General features: G+C 61.0%; 22 protein-coding genes and 1 pseudogene. 10 read left to right on the forward strand and 13 right to left on the reverse strand.

The window, feature by feature from the left end:
- Nucleotides 1-17: 17 nt before the first annotated feature.
- Entirely contained in the window at nt 18-767 is a 750-nt protein-coding gene (locus X738_RS57345; protein WP_023799120.1) for a glucose 1-dehydrogenase, read from the forward strand.
- 69 nt (nt 768-836) lie between these two features.
- Here the strand turns inward: X738_RS57345 and X738_RS57350 are convergent, their stop codons facing one another.
- The 4 genes from X738_RS57350 to X738_RS57365 form a co-directional block, all read right to left on the reverse strand.
- Nucleotides 837-1,412 (reverse strand): dihydrofolate reductase family protein, encoded by a 576-nt coding sequence (locus X738_RS57350; protein ID WP_031254871.1) that lies wholly within the window; start codon nt 1,410-1,412, stop codon nt 837-839.
- Nucleotides 1,413-1,535: 123 nt separating this feature from the next.
- Nucleotides 1,536-2,069 (reverse strand): SRPBCC family protein, encoded by a 534-nt coding sequence (locus tag X738_RS57355; protein ID WP_023799122.1) that lies wholly within the window; start codon nt 2,067-2,069, stop codon nt 1,536-1,538.
- Nucleotides 2,066-2,473 carry an ArsR/SmtB family transcription factor gene (locus tag X738_RS57360; protein ID WP_023799123.1) on the reverse strand — a complete coding sequence of 136 codons (408 nt, stop codon included), beginning with the start codon at nt 2,471-2,473 and terminating at the stop codon, nt 2,066-2,068. The genes X738_RS57355 and X738_RS57360 overlap by 4 nt, the downstream gene beginning before the upstream one ends.
- A 147-nt stretch (nt 2,474-2,620) precedes the next feature.
- A complete protein-coding gene (locus X738_RS57365) occupies nt 2,621-3,256 on the reverse strand; it encodes an ankyrin repeat domain-containing protein (RefSeq protein WP_023799124.1) in 636 nt (211 codons plus the stop codon).
- Nucleotides 3,257-3,724: 468 nt separating this feature from the next.
- Here X738_RS57365 and X738_RS57370 point away from each other — a divergent pair, with 468 nt between their 5' ends.
- The 3 genes from X738_RS57370 (at nt 3,725) to X738_RS57380 (ending at nt 6,111) form a co-directional block, all read left to right on the forward strand.
- Entirely contained in the window at nt 3,725-4,963 is a 1,239-nt protein-coding gene (locus X738_RS57370; RefSeq protein WP_023799125.1) for an MFS transporter, read from the forward strand.
- 212 nt (nt 4,964-5,175) lie between these two features.
- Nucleotides 5,176-5,631 carry a histidine phosphatase family protein gene (locus X738_RS57375; protein WP_245277652.1) on the forward strand — a complete coding sequence of 152 codons (456 nt, stop codon included), beginning with the start codon at nt 5,176-5,178 and terminating at the stop codon, nt 5,629-5,631.
- 87 nt (nt 5,632-5,718) lie between these two features.
- Nucleotides 5,719-6,111, forward strand: coding sequence for a VOC family protein (locus X738_RS57380; RefSeq protein WP_023799127.1), 393 nt, complete (start codon nt 5,719-5,721; stop codon nt 6,109-6,111).
- On the opposite strand, the gene X738_RS84740 is transcribed toward X738_RS57380, so the two are convergent.
- Both X738_RS84740 and X738_RS57385 read right to left on the reverse strand, forming a co-directional pair.
- Entirely contained in the window at nt 6,074-6,439 is a 366-nt protein-coding gene (locus tag X738_RS84740) for a hypothetical protein (protein WP_156942586.1), read from the reverse strand. The genes X738_RS57380 and X738_RS84740 overlap by 38 nt on opposite strands.
- A gap of 473 nt (nt 6,440-6,912) precedes the next feature.
- Nucleotides 6,913-8,055, reverse strand: coding sequence for an MFS transporter (locus X738_RS57385; RefSeq protein WP_245277661.1), 1,143 nt, complete (start codon nt 8,053-8,055; stop codon nt 6,913-6,915).
- A gap of 474 nt (nt 8,056-8,529) precedes the next feature.
- Here X738_RS57385 and X738_RS57390 point away from each other — a divergent pair, with 474 nt between their 5' ends.
- Nucleotides 8,530-9,540 carry an Lnb N-terminal periplasmic domain-containing protein gene (locus tag X738_RS57390; protein WP_023799131.1) on the forward strand — a complete coding sequence of 337 codons (1,011 nt, stop codon included), beginning with the start codon at nt 8,530-8,532 and terminating at the stop codon, nt 9,538-9,540.
- A gap of 157 nt (nt 9,541-9,697) precedes the next feature.
- Nucleotides 9,698-10,551, forward strand: a pseudogene (locus X738_RS57395) (aldo/keto reductase).
- A 117-nt stretch (nt 10,552-10,668) separates the two neighbouring features.
- Here X738_RS57395 and X738_RS57400 read toward each other — a convergent pair.
- Nucleotides 10,669-12,816 carry an alpha/beta fold hydrolase gene (locus tag X738_RS57400; protein WP_036269686.1) on the reverse strand — a complete coding sequence of 716 codons (2,148 nt, stop codon included), beginning with the start codon at nt 12,814-12,816 and terminating at the stop codon, nt 10,669-10,671.
- Nucleotides 12,817-12,992: 176 nt separating this feature from the next.
- On the opposite strand from X738_RS57400, the gene X738_RS57405 reads away from it, so the two are divergent.
- The gene (locus X738_RS57405) at nt 12,993-13,331 is read left to right on the forward strand and encodes a hypothetical protein (protein ID WP_023799133.1); all 339 of its coding nucleotides are present in this window, start codon (nt 12,993-12,995) and stop codon (nt 13,329-13,331) included.
- A 69-nt stretch (nt 13,332-13,400) separates the two neighbouring features.
- Here the strand turns inward: X738_RS57405 and X738_RS57410 are convergent, their stop codons facing one another.
- The 3 genes from X738_RS57410 to X738_RS57420 form a co-directional block, all read right to left on the reverse strand.
- Nucleotides 13,401-13,706, reverse strand: a complete 306-nt coding sequence (locus X738_RS57410) for a hypothetical protein (protein WP_023799134.1) — start codon at nt 13,704-13,706, stop codon at nt 13,401-13,403.
- 140 nt (nt 13,707-13,846) lie between these two features.
- Nucleotides 13,847-14,653, reverse strand: coding sequence for a class I SAM-dependent methyltransferase (locus X738_RS57415; protein ID WP_023799135.1), 807 nt, complete (start codon nt 14,651-14,653; stop codon nt 13,847-13,849).
- Between the two features lie 160 nt (nt 14,654-14,813).
- A complete protein-coding gene (locus X738_RS57420) occupies nt 14,814-15,866 on the reverse strand; it encodes an acyltransferase family protein (RefSeq protein ID WP_198032815.1) in 1,053 nt (350 codons plus the stop codon).
- 391 nt (nt 15,867-16,257) lie between these two features.
- On the opposite strand from X738_RS57420, the gene X738_RS57425 reads away from it, so the two are divergent.
- Nucleotides 16,258-16,410: a hypothetical protein gene (locus X738_RS57425; protein ID WP_156942587.1), complete on the forward strand. Its 153-nt coding sequence runs from the start codon at nt 16,258-16,260 to the stop codon at nt 16,408-16,410.
- A complete protein-coding gene (locus X738_RS57430) occupies nt 16,407-16,808 on the forward strand; it encodes a DCC1-like thiol-disulfide oxidoreductase family protein (protein ID WP_023799138.1) in 402 nt (133 codons plus the stop codon). Before X738_RS57425 ends, X738_RS57430 begins: the two co-directional genes overlap by 4 nt.
- Before the next feature lie 160 nt (nt 16,809-16,968).
- Here the strand turns inward: X738_RS57430 and X738_RS57435 are convergent, their stop codons facing one another.
- From X738_RS57435 to X738_RS86980, 3 genes are all read right to left on the reverse strand, one after another.
- Nucleotides 16,969-18,366, reverse strand: a complete 1,398-nt coding sequence (locus tag X738_RS57435; RefSeq protein WP_210163890.1) for a thiol-disulfide oxidoreductase — start codon at nt 18,364-18,366, stop codon at nt 16,969-16,971.
- 490 nt (nt 18,367-18,856) lie between these two features.
- Nucleotides 18,857-19,045: a hypothetical protein gene (locus X738_RS57440; protein ID WP_023799140.1), complete on the reverse strand. Its 189-nt coding sequence runs from the start codon at nt 19,043-19,045 to the stop codon at nt 18,857-18,859.
- A gap of 597 nt (nt 19,046-19,642) precedes the next feature.
- Nucleotides 19,643-20,032, reverse strand: a complete 390-nt coding sequence (locus X738_RS86980) for a hypothetical protein (RefSeq protein WP_245277663.1) — start codon at nt 20,030-20,032, stop codon at nt 19,643-19,645.
- A gap of 84 nt (nt 20,033-20,116) precedes the next feature.
- Between X738_RS86980 and X738_RS86985 the strand changes: the two genes are divergently transcribed.
- On the forward strand, nt 20,117-20,287 hold the full coding sequence (locus tag X738_RS86985; RefSeq protein ID WP_245277662.1) for a response regulator transcription factor: 171 nt from the start codon (nt 20,117-20,119) through the stop codon (nt 20,285-20,287).
- The last annotated feature ends 183 nt before the right edge of the window (nt 20,288-20,470 follow it).

Genomic DNA, 20,470 nt, shown 5'->3' on the forward strand with positions numbered 1-20,470 from the left:
TTTCTTGGGGGATATCAATGTCGGAATTGTTCTCGCTCAACGGCCGTGTCGCGCTGGTCACCGGTGCTTCGCGTGGCCTCGGCTTCGCCATGGCCAAGGCACTTGCGGAAAACGGCGCGACGGTGATCGTCAATGCCCGCGATCCGGCGGCGCTGTCCGCGGCGGCCGAAAGGATCGGTGCCGAAGCCCTGCCGTTCGATGTCACCGACGCGGCGATCTCGAGGGCGTCGCTCGAAGGGATTGTCGAACGCCACGGCCGCCTCGATATTCTGGTCAACAACGCCGGCATCCAGCATCGAAGTCCGTTGGTCGAATGGCAGGACGAGGATTTCGACCATGTGATTGCCGTCAATCTTTCGGCCTGCTTCCGTCTGATGCGCGACGCGGTGCGCCTGATGCTGCCAAACAAGTTCGGGCGCATAGTAAACACCGGATCGGTTGCGGCGATCCTTGGCCGTCCCACCATTCACGCCTATGTGGCGGCAAAGGCGGGCCTGCACGGGCTGACACGCTCGACCGCCGCTGAACTGGGCCGTCACGGCATCACCGTCAACGCGATCGCCCCCGGCTATTTCGCCACCGAGCTCAACACCGCACTTATGAGCGACGAGGCCTTCACCAAATGGGTCGAGGCACGAACCCCGGCGGGCCGCTGGGCCCAGCCTGAGGAACTCGGCGGAGCCGTGGTGTTTCTCGCCTCAGACGCTGCCGCCTACGTCAACGGCCATGTGCTGGCCGTCGACGGTGGGCTGTCGGTTTCCCTCTGACCGGCGACGTGCCTTTCAGGAATAAATTTCAGCCGGGCAGCGCTGCGAAATCTGCGAAGACCGGCTGAGTTAGCCAATTCCAAAGACCAGGCTCACGCGCCCATCTGTGAGCTGCTGAACCTTCCGCAGTTCAAGCCCGCGACGATTTTGCGTTGCTCCAAACAGCGCCTTCCCTTCGCCGACGAGCAGTGGATAGAGGATAAGCCGTAGTTCATCCACCAGCCCGGCATCGATGAGGCTCGCGGTCATTCGCGCACCGCCCATGAGATAGATATCCTTGCCTGGCTGCTGCTTCAGGGCAGCGATGTCTTCGAGGCTCCGGACGAAGCACGTCTTTGGCCAGGCCGCCGAAGTCATCGTGTTCGACAGCACATAGTGCGGGGTCTGTTCGGCAAAGCGGGCCCATTCGAGCTCCGCCGGCGTCGGCAATTTGCCGGTCATCGGCAACGGCTTGTCCGGCTCATTCTGGATCGCGCTCCAGTAGCGCTCGTAGCCGGCGTACATGATGCTCCCGAGCAGGCAGGCATCGATTTGCGGCATCAGCCCATACTCCTCCGACCACGCGTCGACCCATTCCGCGTAACCCTCGGGTCCCTCCATCTTGCCGTCGACGGAAATCTTCATTCCGGCGATCAATTTGCGCATGACTTCCTCCATCAGGCTTGCCCAATGCAAGCACGTTTCATCGTTTCATCGTTGCTGGTGTGCGAGCCTCCACGGGCGAATGCCGGTGGAGGCTGGGCGGTGACTTCAGCCGACGCGGTCGTGTCAGGCCGGCAAGCGGCGGTCGTATTCTGCCCGCAGGCGGCTCCAGCCATCCCAGAACGAGGTCGGCGTCTTTCCGGCGAGGCGGGCGGCCAGCATGTCGAGGTGCATGTGCCAGCCGGCGGTGACGTTGAGCTGGATTGCGCGTTCCGGCAGCCGGCGATGGATGACGGTGAGCAGCACATCATTGCCCTTCGGCTCCAGCAAGAAGGAAACCCCGCCGGTGTTTCCCCAGGTAATGGCGAGCTTGTAAGGTTGATCGAGCTCGGTGATCCGGCCCTCCATCCGATGCTCTTCGGGAAAGCCCGCGGGGCGCTGGCCGGGCGGATCGGTCAGCTCGTCGTTACGCCAGATCAACTCGAACGACGTGCCGGCCTTCATTTCCATCTGGCCAGCAGCCATCCACTGCCGGCGCAGGTCGCTCTCGGTGAGATAGGCCCAGACCCGCTCGATCGGGCCGGGCAAAAGCCGCAGGATGGTGAACGTCGCGGGCTCGGTCAGCTCGCCATAGGCTTCGATGGTTTTCATCTGGTTCATTGGTCGTCTCCTTCTTTTGAGGCGGGCGATTTCCTGGAATCATCCTGGGCCCAGGAATCACCCGGGGCTTTGCGTGCGTCCTGCTCGCGAAGCAGACGCTCGAGGACGTCGAGACGGTTGGTCCAGAAGCGCTCGTAGAAGCCGAGCCATTGGTGGGCGCTGGCCAGCGGTCCGGGTTCGAGGCGGCACAGATGTGTGCGGCCCCTCACCTCGCGACGAATAAGCCCTGCATTCTCCAGCGTCTTGATGTGCTTGGAGGCGGCCGCCAACGACATGGCGAAGGGTTCCGCCAACTGGCTCACCGTTCGCTCGCCGCCGGCGAGGTCGCGAAGCATGTGCCGGCGGGTGGCGTCGCCAAGCGCGTGAAAAACCGCGTCGATCTGGGGTGTCTCTAATTCAACCATGTAGTTGAATATAGAGGCACGCTTTCGAATTGTCAACCGATTGGTTGAATGATCTTGGAAGGGAGTTCCACAGGCGGTCTGCGGCGATCGAAGACATTCGGCAAGTGCAAGGCCGCGGACATGGTCACCGCGGCGGAAGCGGGACCTTCACTTGCCTTCGAAGAAAGTATGAATCGAGACTTCCAGCTTTTCGATGAGTTGAGGGTTATGGCAGCTTCCAGCCCAGATCAGGGCGTTCAGTCTCATATCCTTGTTGAGAAAGTTCATTTTCCGAGAATCAAGCAGGTATCCCGCGACCTCGTAGTGCCGTCCCTTGATAGCCTCGATAAGCGCGTTGTTTCTTCCGGTCTTGTCAGTAAAATTCACGTCGGCGCCATTCTCGACAAGCAACTTAACGACATCCAGATGCCCGTTCTTTGCTGCTTCAATAAGGGCCGTTCTGCCGTAGTAGTCGGCTCTTGCATCGATCTCTATTTCCGGATGTTTCACCAGGGCTAAAATAGAGGCGTAGTGGCCCTTGGCCGAAGCAAGGCTCAAAGGCGTGCTCTTCCATTTGTTTCTGGAATTCACATCGATTGCTGGGTGTTGGATCAGCGCCTCGACCGCCGCGGTACGGGCATTGAGGGCTGCGAGATGAAGGGCTGACCAGCCGCCGCCGTCCGCCTCGTTGATATTGGCGCCGGCCGCCAATTCCGCGCGAACGGCCCCCGCATCGCCGCTTTCTGCCGCGAGCAGCAGATTCGACCAACCTCTCGCCTCTGCGGCTTCCAAGCTCTCGGTCAATGCAGTCGCCTCCCCGAATACTCCCCGCAGGATACCATTGTTCCGGTTCGGCCGACATCCACCGGATGACCGGCTTCCGCCGAAAAGCCTTACTCATTCGACGGTGTCCGCAAATACAATCCGAGAGGGGAAGGGCCCCAGCGCGTTGGGGTTAAAAGCGGGAGCGATGTCGGCTTATGACCCGAAGTGGCATCGGGATCAGCGCTTCACATTCTCCTGATATCTCGCCCGTTCGTCGCATGATGCCTGTGACTGCCTGACTTAAGAGCACGACGGCGTCCGACTGACTTCACTCGCAAGCAGGGTGGCGAGGACACCGAAGTCGGACTGGCTGGTTGGTAATCGGCATGGAAGTTGGACCGCTCGGACTGAAGTCAGGCCCCTGATCAAAGCGGAGCTGGCCGATATCCTCCGGCAGCGGAGGCCGATAGAGACGAACCGTAAGCGCGCACTCTATCGAGACAGATCATGCAGTCCTTCAGTACGTTCGTCGTCAACAATGTCCGCTGGCTCTCGGGCGCCTTTTTGCTGACCCTCGTCTCGTCCTTCGGGCAGACCTTCTTCATCGCCTTGTCGAACGGGGGTATCCGCGAGACGTTCGGGTTGAGTCATGGCGAGTTCGGCGGGCTTTACATGCTGGCAACGCTCCTCAGCGCGGCGACTCTGCCGTTCCTGGGTCGGCCGCTGGACCGGTATTCGACAGTGACCATGGCGATCGCGACGATGCTCATGCTCGCCTGCGCCAGCATCGCGATGGGGTTCGCCGGTTCGCTGCCAACCCTGCTCCTCGCGCTCTACCTGCTGCGCCTTTTCGGGCAGGGCATGATGACCCAGACCGCTTTGACGGCGACAGGCCGCTGGTTCGCCGCGAACCGGGGCCGCGCCGTCTCGGTCGTCACGCTTGGCTTTCATGTGGGCGGCGCTCTGCTGCCCTTCCTGTTCGTCCTCGTGGCCGGCCTCGTCGGCTGGAGGGGAAGTTGGTTCGTCTGCGCAGCCTTCATCCTCGTCGTGGCGTTGCCTGTGGTTTGTGCGCTGGTCTGGAAGGAACGCAATCCGCAGAGCGAGGCCCAGCCGAGGGCGCAACGCGCAGTGAAGCACTGGACGCGGGCGGAAGTCCTGCTCGATCCGACGTTCTACGCCATCTGCCTGGGTGTCCTGGCTCCCGCCTTCGTCGGCACGACTATCTTCTTTCATCAGGTCTACCTAACCGAGCTCCGAAGCTGGCCGCTGCAACTCTTCGCCAGCGGCTTCGCCGTCCTGTCCGCCACGACGATGGGTTTTGCGCTTCTGGCCGGGTGGCTGGTCGACCGCTTCTCGGCGGTCCAACTTCTCCCTCTATTCCTTCTGCCGCTGGCGCTGGCATGCTTCGCGGCTGCCTATCTGACGGCGCCTTTCGCCATCTTCGTCTTCATGGCGCTGCTTGGCATCAGCTACGGCTTCTCCTCGACCTTGGAGGGCGCCATGTGGCCGGAGATCTACGGCACCGCGCATCTCGGCGCGATCCGCTCGGTTGTGGTGGCCGTGATGGTTCTCGCGTCGGCGATGGGTCCCGGCATCACAGGATACCTGATCGACGCCGGCGTCGACTACTCGCTGCAACTGGCCTTGATGGGCGTATACAGTCTTGCCGCCGCCTTCCTGATGTGGAGGGTATCGCGGAGGCTGACGAGAGGCTTGTCTCGCGGCTGGAATCTTTCCAGCTCCTGATCGGTCCTGAAATCGTCGACACCAACCGTTATGTCGCTACTTACGGAATGACGTGCTGGTCCGCGTCAGGCTGCCAATCGGATAAGGTGAGAAGCAAGATGCGAATTGGACGTCGGCAATTTCTCATCCTTTCGCTCGGAGCGGCTGCCTTCGGCACAGCCCAAGCCTCCGGGCCACTCTGGTCAGCCCTGCGATCCGGAGAAGCCATTGCCGTGCTGCGCCATGCCGCGGCCCCAGGCTCCGGCGATCCCCCTGGCTTCAGGCTCGGTGATTGCAGCACGCAGCGGAATCTGTCGAAAGAAGGTCGTGCGCAGTCCCGCGCAATCGGCGACCTGTTCCGTGCGAATGGCATCTCGTCGGCAGCCGTCTATTCGAGCCAGTGGTGTCGTTGCCTCGACACCGCTCGCCTGCTCGGGATCGGCGACGTTGTGCCTCTTGAGCTGCTCAATTCGTTCTTTGGCGACAGTTCGGCCGCAGAGCAGCCCACCGCCGCTCTTTTGGCCTGGCTTCGCGGGCAGCGTTTCGACGGACCTGCCGTCTTTGTCACGCATCAGGTCAACATCACCGGCTTGACCGGCGAGGTGCCGGATAGCGGCGAAATGATCATCGCCCGTATTCATGAGGCTGACCCCGTGCAGGTCATCGGGCGTGTTGCCACGCCGGCTTGAGCAACTAGGCCTTCGACCCCATCTCGTGCAGCATCGCTTCAGTCGTGGAACAACGACGTGCGAGGAGAGATCAAAGGGAGTGATCGCATGGCTATCGATTTCAACCACACAATACTGCCGGCCCGCAACAGCGAGGCGTCGGCAAAATTCTTGGCGGAAATGCTTGGCCTTCCAGCCCCGAGGCGCTGGGGACCTTTCCAGATGGTTACGACCGAAAACGGTGCCAATCTCGACTATATGGATACCGACGGCGAAATCACGCCGCAGCATTACGCCTTCCTGGTCAGCGAAGCCGAGTTCGACGAGATCTTCGGTAGGATTCGTGAACGGGATCTCCCGTACTGGGCCGACCCTGGCCGGACGCAGCCGGGCGAGATCAATCACCACGACGGCGGCCGCGGCGTTTATTTCGAGGACCCGAACGGTCATCTTCTCGAAATCATCACCCGTCAATACGGCAGCGGCGGATGGAACCCGTGATTGCTCGGTGACGTAGCCAGGTGGCGGACGCGCTGCGAGCCTTTTCACGGTGTTCTTCCGCAGCCAGCTGATCAGTCTGCTGAAATCGCGTCCGAAACTCGTCGCGGTCGTGACCCGCTCGGTCGAAGCGGTCGCCGGCGCAGTCCTTGTCGCCGTTGCCCTCCATGAAATCCTGTGAAGTAACGGTGTCGCCCTGGTTTGCGCAGTCGTCAGCGATGGAACTCGCCACCATCAATCCGCCCCCTGACGGCGAAGCCGGGAACTTCAAATTGACGAATTGCTCGCGCCCCCCGGCGATCAGTATGTAGAGCCTGGAAATCCCACCCATTTCGTTTTTCGTCGATCTTCTCAGCATCGGACCGGGTGAAAAAGCTCTTCAGGAAAGTCTCGTGATCGACATTGGTCACGGCGACGGTGCATGTCTACACCGCCTTATCGTCCAACCTGGCTTTTGTTACCCCGACGATGGCCCCTTCGACATGGTATCGTCCGCCGCAGTCGTCCACGTCTTTGCCTCATTTACATTCGCGATGGGGGAAAAGTTCGAAAAAGCATCGTAGGAAACCGGGGTCCATCGAAGCCTCCCCGCCGCTGCTGCTGTCCGGTCGAAATCGGGACCGTGTGCCAGGCAGGTGCTGTGGAAGGCTTCCAGTGCGCGCTCGACATCGACACCGGCGTGCACCGATGATGCCGGATAACATTCACGCTCCGAGCCAGCTCAAAACGGTCGACACCTTTCAAACGCTTTGCCGCCGCGATCGATCCCTCCTGGCTAAACGCCCCAAACCGACAAGGCTGGCCTCACCGCTCCTCTGGAGGCTTCAAGTGGCGGAACTGCAGCAGCAGCAGCAGGTCATAAATGATCTTCAATGCACCGCAGATGAGGAGGGGCCAAGCTCGGAAAGAGGCAGCAAGCAGAGCGCCCGCCAGCGCCGGACTGGCTGCCGCGGCCAGACTGCGCGGGACAGATGTGAAGCTCGCGGCCGCCGCCCGCTCCGCTTCCGTGACAACGGCCATGACGTAAGATGAGCGCGTCGGGACGTCCATCTGCGAAAGCGCAGCGCGGACCAGCAGCAGGGCCAGTGTCAGAGGTAGCGTCGGCGCAAGCGCCGCCAGCATCAGGGCGATGCTGGACGGAATGTGTGTGAACACCATCGTGTTGATGAGTCCGATGTGCCGGGACAGCCAAGCTGCAACGGGGAATGAGAACGCCGAAAGCACGCCGGACCAGAAGAAGAAAAATCCCGCTTCCGAAAGCGACAGGTCGAATTTTTCGAACAGCCATAGGGCAAGCAGCGACTGGACGACAAAGCCGCCGGCGAAAGCATCAAGGCTAAAAAGAGCCGCAAGCTTGAGAACGATATTGCGCGAGGGGCCGAGCGCGGACGCGGTACCTGTGTCCGACGTGGGACGGCGCTGCGGGATCCGCGCGTAGAAGAGGCCGCCGAGCAGGCCGAGCAACGCGTAGAGCACGAACATGGCCTTGATGCCGGTGAGTTGGTCGAGGCCGGATGGAGCAACAAGATCAGGGGTCGCCGAAGCGAGTGCGCCAACGGCGCCTGCAAGCGCGCCCACCAAGCTGTAACGCGCGAACATCTTGGTCCGGGCTGCATCAGTGACTTCGCGTGTGAGCACGGCATGCTCTAATGGCACGAACACGCTGACGCTGCCGGCCGACGGGTTGATGGTGCCTGCGAAAGCGATCACCAAAAGCAGCGCGTAGTCATGAACCAGGGCAAAGGCCACACCCGTGGCGACCATCAGACTGGTGGCGGCAAGCAGGAGACGGCGGTGATCGTGTCGGGCACCAAGGACTCCGACGGCGATGGTCAAGAGCGCTGAACCGAGTAGCGATGCGGTCGCGATGATGCCGACCTGCAGAGGCGTGAAACCCAATGAGAGCAGGTAGACTGGCAACAGAACGGCCACGAACCCATCGCCCATATCGCGCAGGGCTCGGGCCGCAAAAAGAAAGGTCGTCGGGTGGATCCGCTGCACTGGCCTAGCCTACTCTCATGACCTGCGTCGGCGTCACCGCGCTCGGCAGCGACGCTCGGCAAGGCGGAAAGATCATGACGGAGTCGCGTTAGATATTCCAGCGAGGCGAGTATCGGTTTTGTTGGACTGGAACAGAGAGAACCTGTTCCGGGTAGAATGGACGGGCGTTTGAGGTACGGATGGATGGATGAAGGAACTTGTTAGGGCCCGTGAGCTCGCGCGGTCACTTCATCGAACGGCCGATGCCGAGCGCGTCCGTTTCGCGTGGGCACCTTCTCGCTCGCTCCACGCCTGCGAAATCCGCGGCGAAAATGGTATCAGACCGATTGGTGCTCCAATATGGACATGTAGAGTTGTTGTCTTCGAGCGTTCCGTGAGAATGGCATCCAGGCAATGACAGACTGCCTGAGGGGGGAATAAATGCGTCGCATCGCTCGGATTTCGCTTGCCATCATCCTTTCGCTAGCCGTCGCAATCCTGACTGCCTGGGCCGGACTTGCCATGTGGTATCGTCTGCCTGTGGCTGAGCTTGGACGGGCTCAGGCCGGCGTCCTGTTCATCTTGTTCGGCCTCGCCACTATCATCGCCCTCTTCAGCCGGTTTCGCATCAGGGCGCTTGTCCTGTTTGCAGCTGCGTTAGCTGTGGTTCTGGTTTGGTGGAGCACCATCAGGCCTTTCGATCACGCAGACTGGGCGCCCGACGTCGCCCGTCAGGTGACCGGCACCCGCGACGGGAACCTGTTGACGCTGACTGATGTGCGCGCCTTCGAATGGCGTAGCGCTACTGATTTCACCGAACGCTGGACAACGCGGACCTACGACCTCTCCACCGTTCAGACGGTCGACCTCTTCATGTCTTATTGGTCCGGGACCAAAATCGCCCATGTCATCATAAGCTTCGGCTTTGCAGGAGGTGACTATCTTGCCTGGTCGATTGAGGTGCGACGCCATGGAGGCGGCAAGTTTTCTCCCATGGCAGACCTGTTCAAGAGCAATCCCCTGGTAATTATTGCGGCTGACGAGCGAGACGTCGTCGGCGTCAGGTCAAACGTTCGCGGAGAGGATGTCCAAATCTATCGGCTAAAAGTGTCACCGGAAGCGGCCCGGGCGCTCTTGCTGGAATACGTCTTGGACGCAAATGCACTTTCCACGACTCCAGAATTCTATAATTCCATCACGACGAACTGCACGACCACGATCGTCAAGATGATGCGAGCCGTCGGTGACGTGGTCCCCCTTGACCGGCGCCTCATCGTTAACGGCTATCTTCCCGAATATGCGTATGCACGGGGTGCGCTCGATGTCAGCTTGCCGATGTCGGTTTTGAGGGAGGCAGCCCACATCGACGGCCCTGCGCGGGAGTCAGGCCTTTCGCCTGATTTTTCGAGATCGATCCGGATTGGCGTGCCATCCCCCGGTCCAATTTATTGATCTCTGGAATCGTGTTTGGAAACGCTGGCGGTTCGAACCGGACCTCATCCCGGCTTCACGGCGCACTTCTACTTTCTCCACCTGTCGACTCGCATTGGCGGACGCCGCGCCTAGATAAGCACTGCGCCGGGGCGGAGCGATGCAGAAGGACCTGAGCATGCCTGAACAAATTACCCTGACTAAAGTTGAGCAGATCACATTGAATGATGGCTCAGCCATTCCCCAGATCGGCCTTGGCGTTTGGCAGGTCGATCCAGCCATTACGGCCCAAGTCGTGAGTTGGGGAATCGAGGCCGGCTACAGATTGATCGACACCGCCGAAGGCTACCAGAACGAGGAAGGCGTTGGGCAGGCGATCCGCACGGCTGGCGTACCGAGGAGCGAACTGTTCATCACCTCGAAACTGCGCAACGGCGCGCAGCAGCGTGACGCCGCCCTGCGGGCTTTCGACGAGACGATGAACAAGCTCGGCATCGAGCAGATCGACCTGTTCCTGATCCACTGGCCGGTGCCCAGCCAGGGCAAATATGTCGAGGCGTGGAAGACGCTGATCGAACTCAGGCAATCCGGCCGGATCAAGTCGATTGGCGTTTCGAATTTCAACCAGGACCATCTGGAGCGAATCATCGGCGAGACTGGTGTCACACCCTCAGTCAACCAGATCGAACTCCATCCCCGGTTTCAACAGCGCCAGACCAGAGAATTTCCAGCACGCACAACATCCGCATCGAAAGCTGGAGCCCGCTGGGCAGCGGCCGGCTGTTGAGCGACCAGACCCTCGAAAAGATCGCCGGAAAACACCGCAAGTCTGTGGCGCAGGTGATCATCCGCTGGCATCTTCAGAAAGGGCTGATCGTCATTCCAAAGTCGATCCATCAGGACCGGATTGCCGCCAATTTCGACGTCTTCGATTTCGAGCTGGATTCAAAGGACCTCGAGCTCATTCGAGGTATGGATTCATCAAACGGCCGTACGGGCGCGAACCCGGCCACGGCTGCGTTCCTGTTCTAACCAGCGACGGGACTCGGCCAGATCAGCGAAGGCGGATGGCGTGAGGGTAGCGGCCGCTTGGCGACGGTCGACTGCCCGATGCTGAGCCTGCACGCCGCGATTTGTTGCCGGCCAATGTCAGACAGCCGGTTTACTGACGGAAAAAAGCTGCAGGCTGCCTGGCAGCCCGCTCGCTTCCAGTTCGCCATGCTCTTCGAAAGTCAGGCCGGAGCCGACTACCAGATCGCGCACCGTCCGCGACGCGATGATCTCGCCCGGCCGCGCGTGATCGAGCAGCCGCGATGACAGCTCGATTGCAACGCCAGTGAAGTCATCGCCGCGCACTTGGCATTCGCCGGTATGGACTGCCGAGCGGACATCGAGACCGGAATGCCTCAGGCGATGACGGATTGCGATCGCGCACTGGATCGACCGCGTCGGCCGTTGGAACACGGCGAAAAATCCGCTTGCGGAGCGCCTGATCTGTCTGCCTTCGGCAGCGAGCAGTTCGCCGCGGATCTCTTCGGCGTATCGCTCGATCAGATCTGCGCCGACACCAGAAGGGGGGCCGGCTATCTCCAGGGACAGCACCGACACCAGAACCCCTTCGCCCGGCGCTGCCGGCAAGGCGCCGGTGACGAAGGTCTGGATCTCGTCGACCAGGCGATCGGAATTCTCGCCCCAGATTACGTGATCACGGCCGGCAAGCTCGATGTATCTGGCGCCCTCGATATGCGTTGCCAGATAGCGCCCCTCTTCCGGTTTCACCCAGCGGTCCCCTGCCGCCTGGACGATCAGTGTCGGGACGTGAATGGCTGGGAGAAGGGCGCGAACATCGATTTCGGTGCCCCAGCGCCACAGCGCGATCGCGTCGGCAGGCGAGGCCGAATTCCTGAGATACGCGGCGAACCATTCTCTCTCGAAACTATCATTCATGAGGCTGGGCGCGGCGTTGCTCATATCTGCCGGCTCCCCCCATTGTCTCTCGACGGCGGCCAGATCTTCTTCCACCTGCTCGCTTGTCCTTGCCCAGGGATAATCCTTCGACCATCGGCCGCTGGCGTAGGTTCCGTTGAGGACGAGAGCCGCTGTCCGCTCGGGATAGGTCGCCGCGAACAGCATGCACATGGGGCCGCCTTCGGAACCGCCGAACAGAACCGTGTGCTTTGAGCCGACCGCATTCAGCACCGCCCGCATGTCTTCCATTCGCTCTTCCAGCGTTGGCAAACCGACATTTCGATCGGACAGCCCCGTGCCGCGCTTATCCATGCGGATCAGGCGCGAGAAGGCGCCGAGGCGATGGAGCACATGCGAAAGCCGCGGCGACGACCAGGCAAGATCAAGGTTGGAGACCCATCCAGGCACGTAGATCAGGTCGACCGGGCCGTCGCCGGTCACCTGATAGGCGATGTTGATCCCGGCCGATTTGACGTAATGGGTCGCGGGGCGCATCGGCTCGGCCCGGAACGCCGGCCGCTCGCCGGTTCGGGCTGGCGACGGTGGCGGTGTCTGGGAAGACGACACCGAGGCAGCTGCCCGGGAGGCGGCTTGCGGTGTCATGCGGCGCGTCCGCAGGTCTTCATAGAGATGTCGGGTTTCCGGCTCGGGCTGCAGGTTCAGTTCCCGCTGCAGCGCACCGCGGCAATTTTCATATTGCTTCAGCGCGAGAGTGAGCCGGCCCTGAGCCGCATAGGCTCGCATCAGGGCGCGGTGGATATCCTCCCTCAGCGGCTCCATGGCGAGCAGGCGTGTTGCCGCGCGCACGCATGAGGCAGGTTCGTTCGTGGTGCAGTAATGCGCGACGAGCTTGTCCAGTGCCGCGACGGCCATCGCCCTCAGGCGCTCGCGCTCGACCCGCAGCCAATCCTCGAACGGCTCCTCCTTCAGGCCGAAGCCGTCGAGCAGGTCGCCGCGATAGACGACAAGCGCCTGTTCGAGTTGCTCCGGTTCGGAACCGGCGGCCAGCGCCTCGAACCGCACGACATCGAAATCAAGATCGTCGAGATTGAGGGTAATGCTGTCGCCGTCGGTGAGGAACGTTCGGCCATCGGATCCGTCCAACCCTTTCCTGATAGCCGATAGGGCCTGCCGGAGGTTCATCCGCGCCTGGGCCTCACCGTTGCCGCCCCACAAAAGCGCTGCGAGCTTCTCGCGTGACTGCGAGTGTCCGGATTGCAGGGCGAGATAAGCCAACATAGCGCGCGCCTTGCGGCTGAAAACCGGGACCGCCGCTGCGCCTCCGGCGAAGTCGAAACCGCCTAGCAGACAGAGATGAGGGTGCGACATCGGGTCCGCCCACGGCCACAACTTTGGTTGCGATCCTTTCCTGTAGTTGCCCCTAATTCAACCTTCATTTTCATCGGCCTGGCGTTTTCACGAATCCTTCACGCTGGCTCCAACGCGCCTCTCACGGCCGTGGTGGAGATTGTCCGGACGAGCAGCCCTTATTTCAGGAGGACACTATGCTACGCCCGAGTTCGTCCGAATGGCCTATCTGGCATAATGATCCCGGTCAAACTGAGCAGCCGCGCGGCGGCCCGTTACGCCACGATATTGCACTTACGCATTATCTCAAGAAGCAGCGGGCCCGCCGGGTATCAACGGTCCGCTCGTTCAATTTCCGGACCACCGCGATCCGCGCATGCGCGCTGATCGCGCGACTTGGGCGTGATTTTTTCCGGCGACTGCATCCATTCAAACCGCGCATCGCTATGAAAAATGCACTTAACTTGACCGACGATATCGGCTTGAGGCTGGCGCAGATCGAAGCAGAGATAAGCAACTCGTTCTGGCGCCGGTGAGCACGACAGCGGGTTTCGGCTCGATCCCAATGGCCTTTTTACGGTGAAAACTCCCCTTCGCGCTCAGCCTCATATCCCCGACCCATCCAGCAGCGGGACATCTTCTTCGTCCCAGGGGCTCGGCAATGAACCCTTGCTCAGATTGGCTGTCGGCAGTGGCATCCAGCATTTCAGCTCGGGCTCGGCGTATTCAACCACGCGTCCGGGCGACGAGTCGGAAGCGCGCCAGCCTTCGCTGCCGAACTGGTCGGCTCGAGACCAGTAAGCCAGGTCGACTTCCGCCGGCCCCTGCTCCGACGGCCGAACCGTGACAAGGATTCGGCTGCCATCCCTTGGCGCGCTCGACATGTGACGCCAGCGATCGGGCTCGTCCATCGTAATCTCCTCGTGCAATCTGCATCTCGGCTGTCCAGACGAATAGTCGCTTCGCGCACAAGGCCGGTCAACCCGAACTTTGCGCCGGCAGTCTATGATTGGCCGCCTGCCGGTCTGGCGCGGACATGGGCTGCCGGTCATCAGCGCACCTTCGCCTTGACTGCCCAGGCTCTCGTTTTCAGGGGAATGGACCCGCCCTCGCCGCGCGGCAGACTGTCGCGGAGCCTCTCCATCAATCTCTGGCGAGCTGCGGGGTCGAGACTCATGCAGTAGCCGGGCGCTGGTCCCGCACCCAGGGTGAAGGGACGCCAGTAGTCCTCAAAGTCCTTGAACACGGCCGGCATTTCAATCCGGGTGGAGTCGATGGAGCCCAGGCCTGCCTTCTCCGCGAGATCGGTCAATCCATCTTGTGTGCAAAATGGAAAACGCCTGTCCTCGGTAAGGTCGATGGCACCGGGGTCAAGCGCCGTCGCAGCGGTCCAGAAGGCCCGCATGAATTCCACCCCGCCGCCAGGATAATCCCACACATAGAATCCAATCGTCGCTCCAGGGCGGGCCACCCGCCGCATCTCGGCGAGCGCCTTTTGCCTGTCGGGGACGAAGTTGAGAACAAGCGCCGACACGACCATGTCCTTGCTGCCCGATTCGACTGCCAAGGCCTGCGCATCGCCTGCGAGAAACGCGACACGCTTGTCCGGCACGTTTGCCCGCGCCTTGGCGAGAAAACCCTCCGACGGATCTATGGACACCAGGCTCCTGGGATTGCAACGGGCCAGGATGGCTGCCGACAGCGCCCCGGTTCCGCAACCCACCTCCAGCCAGTCCAGATCCTCCGCCGGATCGAGCCAATCCAGAAAAGGTGGAGCGATCTGACGGCTCCATCGCCCCATATAGAGGTCGTAACTATCCCCGGCCTGCCAAGCGTCGTGGCGCGTTGCCTCAGCCATCGCAATCTCCTCCCCTGATGATTTTCGACCCGTCGGACCGCGAGAATACGCCCGCCGCGCTCGCGGGAACAGGGGCCAGGAAGGTCTGCCCGGGGGATCGTAATCGGATGCCGACACGCGCACGCCCCGGGCCGGCAAGGCAGACGATCCGCGTTCTTGCTCAGCCTGCCCGGAAGGCGAGGCTCCGCCTCATCAGTTGGATGCTGAGCGCCAGGTCTCCGCTTCCGATGAACCAGGGCGACAGTATCCGGGACGATCTCAGTCCGCGATAGAGCAGATAGGGAAATCCGAGCGACAGGGCGATCAGCGCCAACTCGGAAGACATTCCGAAGTCCCGCAGCGTGAAATGAACGAACTGATGGACGAACATGATCACCAGGGAGGCTGCGCCGATTTCCGCCAGCGGAGCGATGCGCAAGCTCGGCATCGCCATGAAGCGGACGAGGCCGAGGATAAAGGTCGAGATCGCCAATGCAACGAGCAGGCCGAGAAGCGGCGGGCCGAAAATGGCGTTCTTCATGCTGAAGGTAAAGTCGGACCCTGTCCGCGCCGCCGCGAGCGCGACCCCGGCAACCGCCACGACAAACACCGCCGACCACAGCGCGCTCATGCCGCGTTCGCGCAGGAAATGTCCGAACCAGAATGCGCCGATGGCGAGCGGCACGTTCGTCAGTGCCAGCGGCGCGCGCACGTCCTGCCAATAGGCCTGGATTGAATAGGCGAGGCCGACGGATGCGCCGACGAAGATCAGCATGCCGGGATCGGTCGGCCCGCTGGTCCTGATCGCGACCTCGTTATAGACAAGTTGCGTGGCGACGAGGCAGGTGACGAACCAGAACACGCCGAGTTCGCGCGTCAGGTGCCGTCCGCCCAGCAGCGCGTCGGTGATGAGTTCCCTGATCTGCCAGGGCGCGGGTGTGTCGCCGCGCAAAAAGTCCACAACGAGCACGCTCGCCATGATCGCGCCGAGAAACATCACATAGGGAATGAGCAGGCCCTGGACGCGCTTCCGGAAAAGCGCCTTCCTCTCCGTGACGGCAAAAAGGTAGCCGGATATGATGAAGAAGAACGGCATGAAGAACAGCGATGCCGTAAAGTAAATCGGGTGCGCCCAGCGCCAGGTGCTGTGGTCGAGGACGTGGGCCATGACGACGAGGGTGATTCCCAAGCCCTTGGCAGTGTCCAGCCAGGTCTCACGTATGGGCAGGTTCAACTTCAGCGTTTCCTGGATACGGCTTATCGGCCGGCCCGGTCCTTCGGTTTCGATGGCGATTGTGCACCGCATCATACTTTGTGGCAAGTGCGAACTGGCTTGGAGGTCCGCATTGCCGGTTGCCGCCGACGCAATGTCGCAAAAGTCGGCGAAATTCAGCATTCCGCTTGATTTTCCGCCGATCTTCACCCATTGTTGCGTTGCACAATAACAGGCTGGTGCTGACTATGGCAGTTCAAGCGATAGGAAACCTTGGCCGGCACGGGCTGCCGTTCTTGCAACCAGCCCGCTGTTGAAATCGATCGCGCTTTGACCTCGGATCGACCAGGTCCGATTCAAGCAGCAAAGGACCAAGATGCTTCGCGACTTGTCCGCCTATAAGAAAATGTTGATGCTCGGCATTGTCGGGCTGGTGCTCGTCGCCATCGTCGACGCCTTCAGCAATCTGCCCGTCGTCTCCGGCTGCGCATTCTACGGCAATTGCGCGATCGATAGCTCCGTAGAAGCACCGATCGGGCACAGTCAGGATCCGACGCTGCAATGAAGCCACCCGGGAAGACGGCGCTTATCGTCTATGATGGCGACTGCATCTTCTGCCAGAGCTATGTCCGCTTTGCCCGGCTGCGCGACGCGGTCGGTCCTGTCGAGCTGCTCGACGCGCGCTCCGGCGACCCGCGCGTTGTCGGGTTTCAGCGCCAGGGCTTCGACCTGAACGAGGGCATGCTCTTCGTTTTAGAGGATCGCGTCTACCACGGCGAGGAAGCCATCAATCTCCTGGCGATCCTCAGTTCCTCTTCGACGCTTTTCGGCTGGCTCAACCGCAGGATTCTCTCAAACAGGACGGCCGCGCGGCTGATCTATCCGGCGCTCAAGCTCGGACGCCGGGCCACCCTGAGGCTTCGCGGCCGCTCGCTGATCCCTGCCGACCTCGAACGGCGCTAAAGCATGCCCTCAGGCCCTGACCGAGGATGCGCAGCGGTTTTGCGATAGCGACCATGAACTTAAAGCGACTCGTGACTCTTAACAATCGCGACGCGATTGGGCATTGGATGGCTTAAGTCGACTGTCCGGCGACATCTGCCAATTTCCGTGAAAGCGGCGTTCAGTGGGTGCAGGCCTTCGGCCGCGAGAAATCCACCAGCTTGAACATAAGCAACTTGCGTTCGAGGAGGCTGGGCATTTCGCCTGCGAAGGTCGAGGCGTTGGCGCCGGTAATCGTCTCGCCATCCTTCACGTAAGTCACCCAAGCCTCGGGCTTCCGGCGCAGTTGTTTCTTCACATCGAGGAGCACGTGGTAATTGCCCGCCCGCGACTGCCGGACGAGATGGGGCTCGGAGGAATCAACGATCTTCACCACCTCGTTCTGATAGTTGAACATGTATGGTGGCTTGGGAAAGAGCAGATGGTTGGTCTGGCCGGCTTCCGTGTGCAGATTGCTGAACATGTTGATGGAACTCTCCGTCTTGAGCCCGACATAGGGTGACAGGCAGGAGAGGAAGAACAAGCCCGGCACCAAATAGACCCAGAGCGGCTGGCGCGGCGAGGAGACGGTCCGGCAAGGCAGGTTCTGCAGGGCCACATGGGACAGCACGACCATCGCCGCGCCGCTCACTACCGCCCAAATAAGGATCCAGACGGAGTGGACCATCATGTCGAAGGAGCGCCCGGGAAAAGCATAAGTGAGCACAATGACGAGAGTGACCGCGACCAGCATCACGGCCGCGCCCGGCAGCAAGATCCCGATCCGGCCGAACGTCTCGCGCAGCGGATTGGTAAACTCCAGCGAGGTGCGATAGAGCGCCTCGCTGGCGGGCGTGGGGATGCTCAGCACATACAGCGCGAACACCAGGCTGGAAAAGTCCATGTACCAGGAATAGGCCGAGATCGGGATCACGTAATGGAAGACGAGTGCGAGGATGAACCCCACGGCGAAATAGCGCTTCCAGTAGAGAGACACGATCGCGATCGCCTCAATGACGAAGGTGGCGAAGATCGCAAGATACCGGCCAAACAGATTGTCCTCGAGGCCGAACGGACGAGCCAGCGGAGCGTAGAGGCCCACCGCGCAACTCACGGAAGGATCGAGGAAATCGGTGTTGATCTTGTGGAAGATGCCGTAGAAATACATGATGGCGAGCAGCGCCCGGGCGACGATCCGGATCTGTTGATAAAGCTCCATCCGGGCCAGCGCGGCGCCGCGGCCGGCGGCCCGCAGATAGAGCACTGCCGCACTGAGCAGGATAGCCCCGTTCATCACCGCCGTGATCGTCTTGTTGTTCGAAGCGACCGGCATGCGCAGCGCGTACAGCACAAGCGATACCATCACGAGCCCGATCAAGAACTCGGTTCGCCGCGGGTACAGCAGGAGTAGCAGGCTGAACAGGACGACCGACCAGCTCAGAGCGGCAAACAGCGGCCCCTTGTCGCCAAGCATGGAGTAGATATCACCGGCGATACTGAAGATCGCCGCCATTGCCCAGAACGGGGCAAATGCGGTCAACCCGTCAAATGTATCGTCCCGTCCTCTGACTTTCGTGATCTTGCTGCGACCAACGTTCCATATCGGTGTCGCGCTTGAATACTGCTGCTGCCCAATAAACACCAGTTAAGCCCCCTCAAGTTCCCCTGCAGGTTCTTTTGGCGCCCAACTGGGGACGACTTGGCGCGCCTTCGGAACCGTTCTATGTTGCACTGCAACATCAGCACGAGCGCAGAGTAAGAGTCAATCCGCCGTCGTCGGTAGCTCCTGCTGCCGAGCATCAGCCATTGGGAGAGGTGCGGCGGACCCAAAGCGGGATGCGTTTAATTTGAACTGGCCATCCCGCTCCATTTGTTTCGCCCGCGACTGCATGTCGCCCAAGGCATGCCCTCGGGCCTGACCCGAGGGCGCGCAGCAGTATCAGGACAACGACATGTCAAGACGACGACATGTATGAAAACAAGAACTTGAAGCGGCGCATTAATCCTGCGGATGCGCCGCTCTTCGCCGACTAACGCTGCTTTGCCGTTCTGGGAAATTCCACCACGTCAGCGGGCGGACGCTTGTACTGGGCTGCGACAATTGCATCGATCAGGATGTCCAGGGCGGCGCGCGCCGCGCTGCTCGTCTCGTCATCGCCGCGCAAATAGTGACAGGCTCGTTCAAGATGGAGGTGGGCTGCGGCAAAGTCACTGGTCATGGATTCTCCTTTTGCCCGCCGCTGGACAACGATGGCCCATTTCGATTTACCCAAAGGCGAACATCCACAGCTGGATTTGAATCAAATATGGCCGGTTAACCAGATCTTCAGCATCGCGAGGCGACCTTGCGGCTGCGGACATGTGTTGAGTTCCGCCTCAGGCAACAGACCCGCTCCGGAGACCGGGGCGGGTTTTTGCTTGAATGTCGCCGGGGCAGAACTTGATATGGCTCGACGGGCGGGAGTCCGCCTTGCGTCCAGATTGGGCCAACCGACTCTAGCATGCCTGACGTGAAAACCAGCCGGGGATGGAGCTACGCGCGCGCTCTCGTTTGCCCGCCACCAGCAGATCGACGAGGGCGCACCCGGTCGACCTAAAGCGCGCCGCGAGCCAGCCCGACGCAGCATCAGCCATGGTATCGATGCTACACGTGCGTGCCAGGCTAGGGCAGCCGGTGCCCGGCATGGCCCTAGCCTGGGCTACTGTTATAGCTGCAGGTATATTAGCGATTTCTTGACAAACGCTCGGAGCTCTGCTTTCCTTGGTTCATTGATAATTAAGTAAGTCGTGCGTTTTTTGGGGACGATGTTCGCATGTCAACCTTGGTTGTCGCGGACCCGCGGGGGGTATATCTCGCCGGTCTGGAGTGGGTTCTGCGGAAGGCTGGCCACAGCGTTGTGGCAAACTGCCATCGCATAATTGACGTTGTCCCGCATGTAGAGCGTCATCGGCCTGATATTGTCGTCATAGGCGTGGACATTGCCAGTCAGCAGACGGCCAGTCTCTCCTCTCGACTCAGAACTATGAACAGCGCGCTGGGCATAATTTTCATCCTGCAACCAAACGGCGGGTTCGGCGTCAAGGACATACAGGAGCTCGACGCCGACGGTTTGCTGCTGGACGGCATCAGCCATAGCTATCTTGTCGAATGCGTAAATGTCGTAGCGGCCGGTCGAAAATGGGTCGACAACAACATCCTCCAGCATCTTCTAATACCGCGATCGCTGCACCAGGCCGAACACAAGCTCACCGAGCGCGAGAAGGAAGTCGCCGACCTGGTTTCGCGCGGCTTGCGGAACAAGACCATCGCGCAGCGGCTGCATGTTTCCGAAGGCACGGTGAAGATGCACTTGCATCACGTCTACGAGAAGCTCCACCTCGGCAGCAGGGCAGAGCTGGCCTGGGCGGCACATGGCGAAGGCGCCGACCATCGGGGAACAGGCAACAAAGGCCTGCTGTAATATTGCTTTCGACCCGGCGGCGAGGCCGCCGGCGTCGGCAAGCGCCGACAATGGACAGCAAACCGCGTGGCTACCGGGCCCGTCATGCCACAGTGGCAAATTCTCAAGTCGAATCGTGTCGCCGATCTGTCTCTTTTGTTTGAGCATTGGATTTTCCCAAAGCGGTTTCCGCCTTTGGATCAT

Source organism: Mesorhizobium sp. L48C026A00 (assembly GCF_000502375.1).
GTDB classification, from domain to species: Bacteria; Pseudomonadota; Alphaproteobacteria; order Rhizobiales; family Rhizobiaceae; genus Mesorhizobium; species Mesorhizobium muleiense.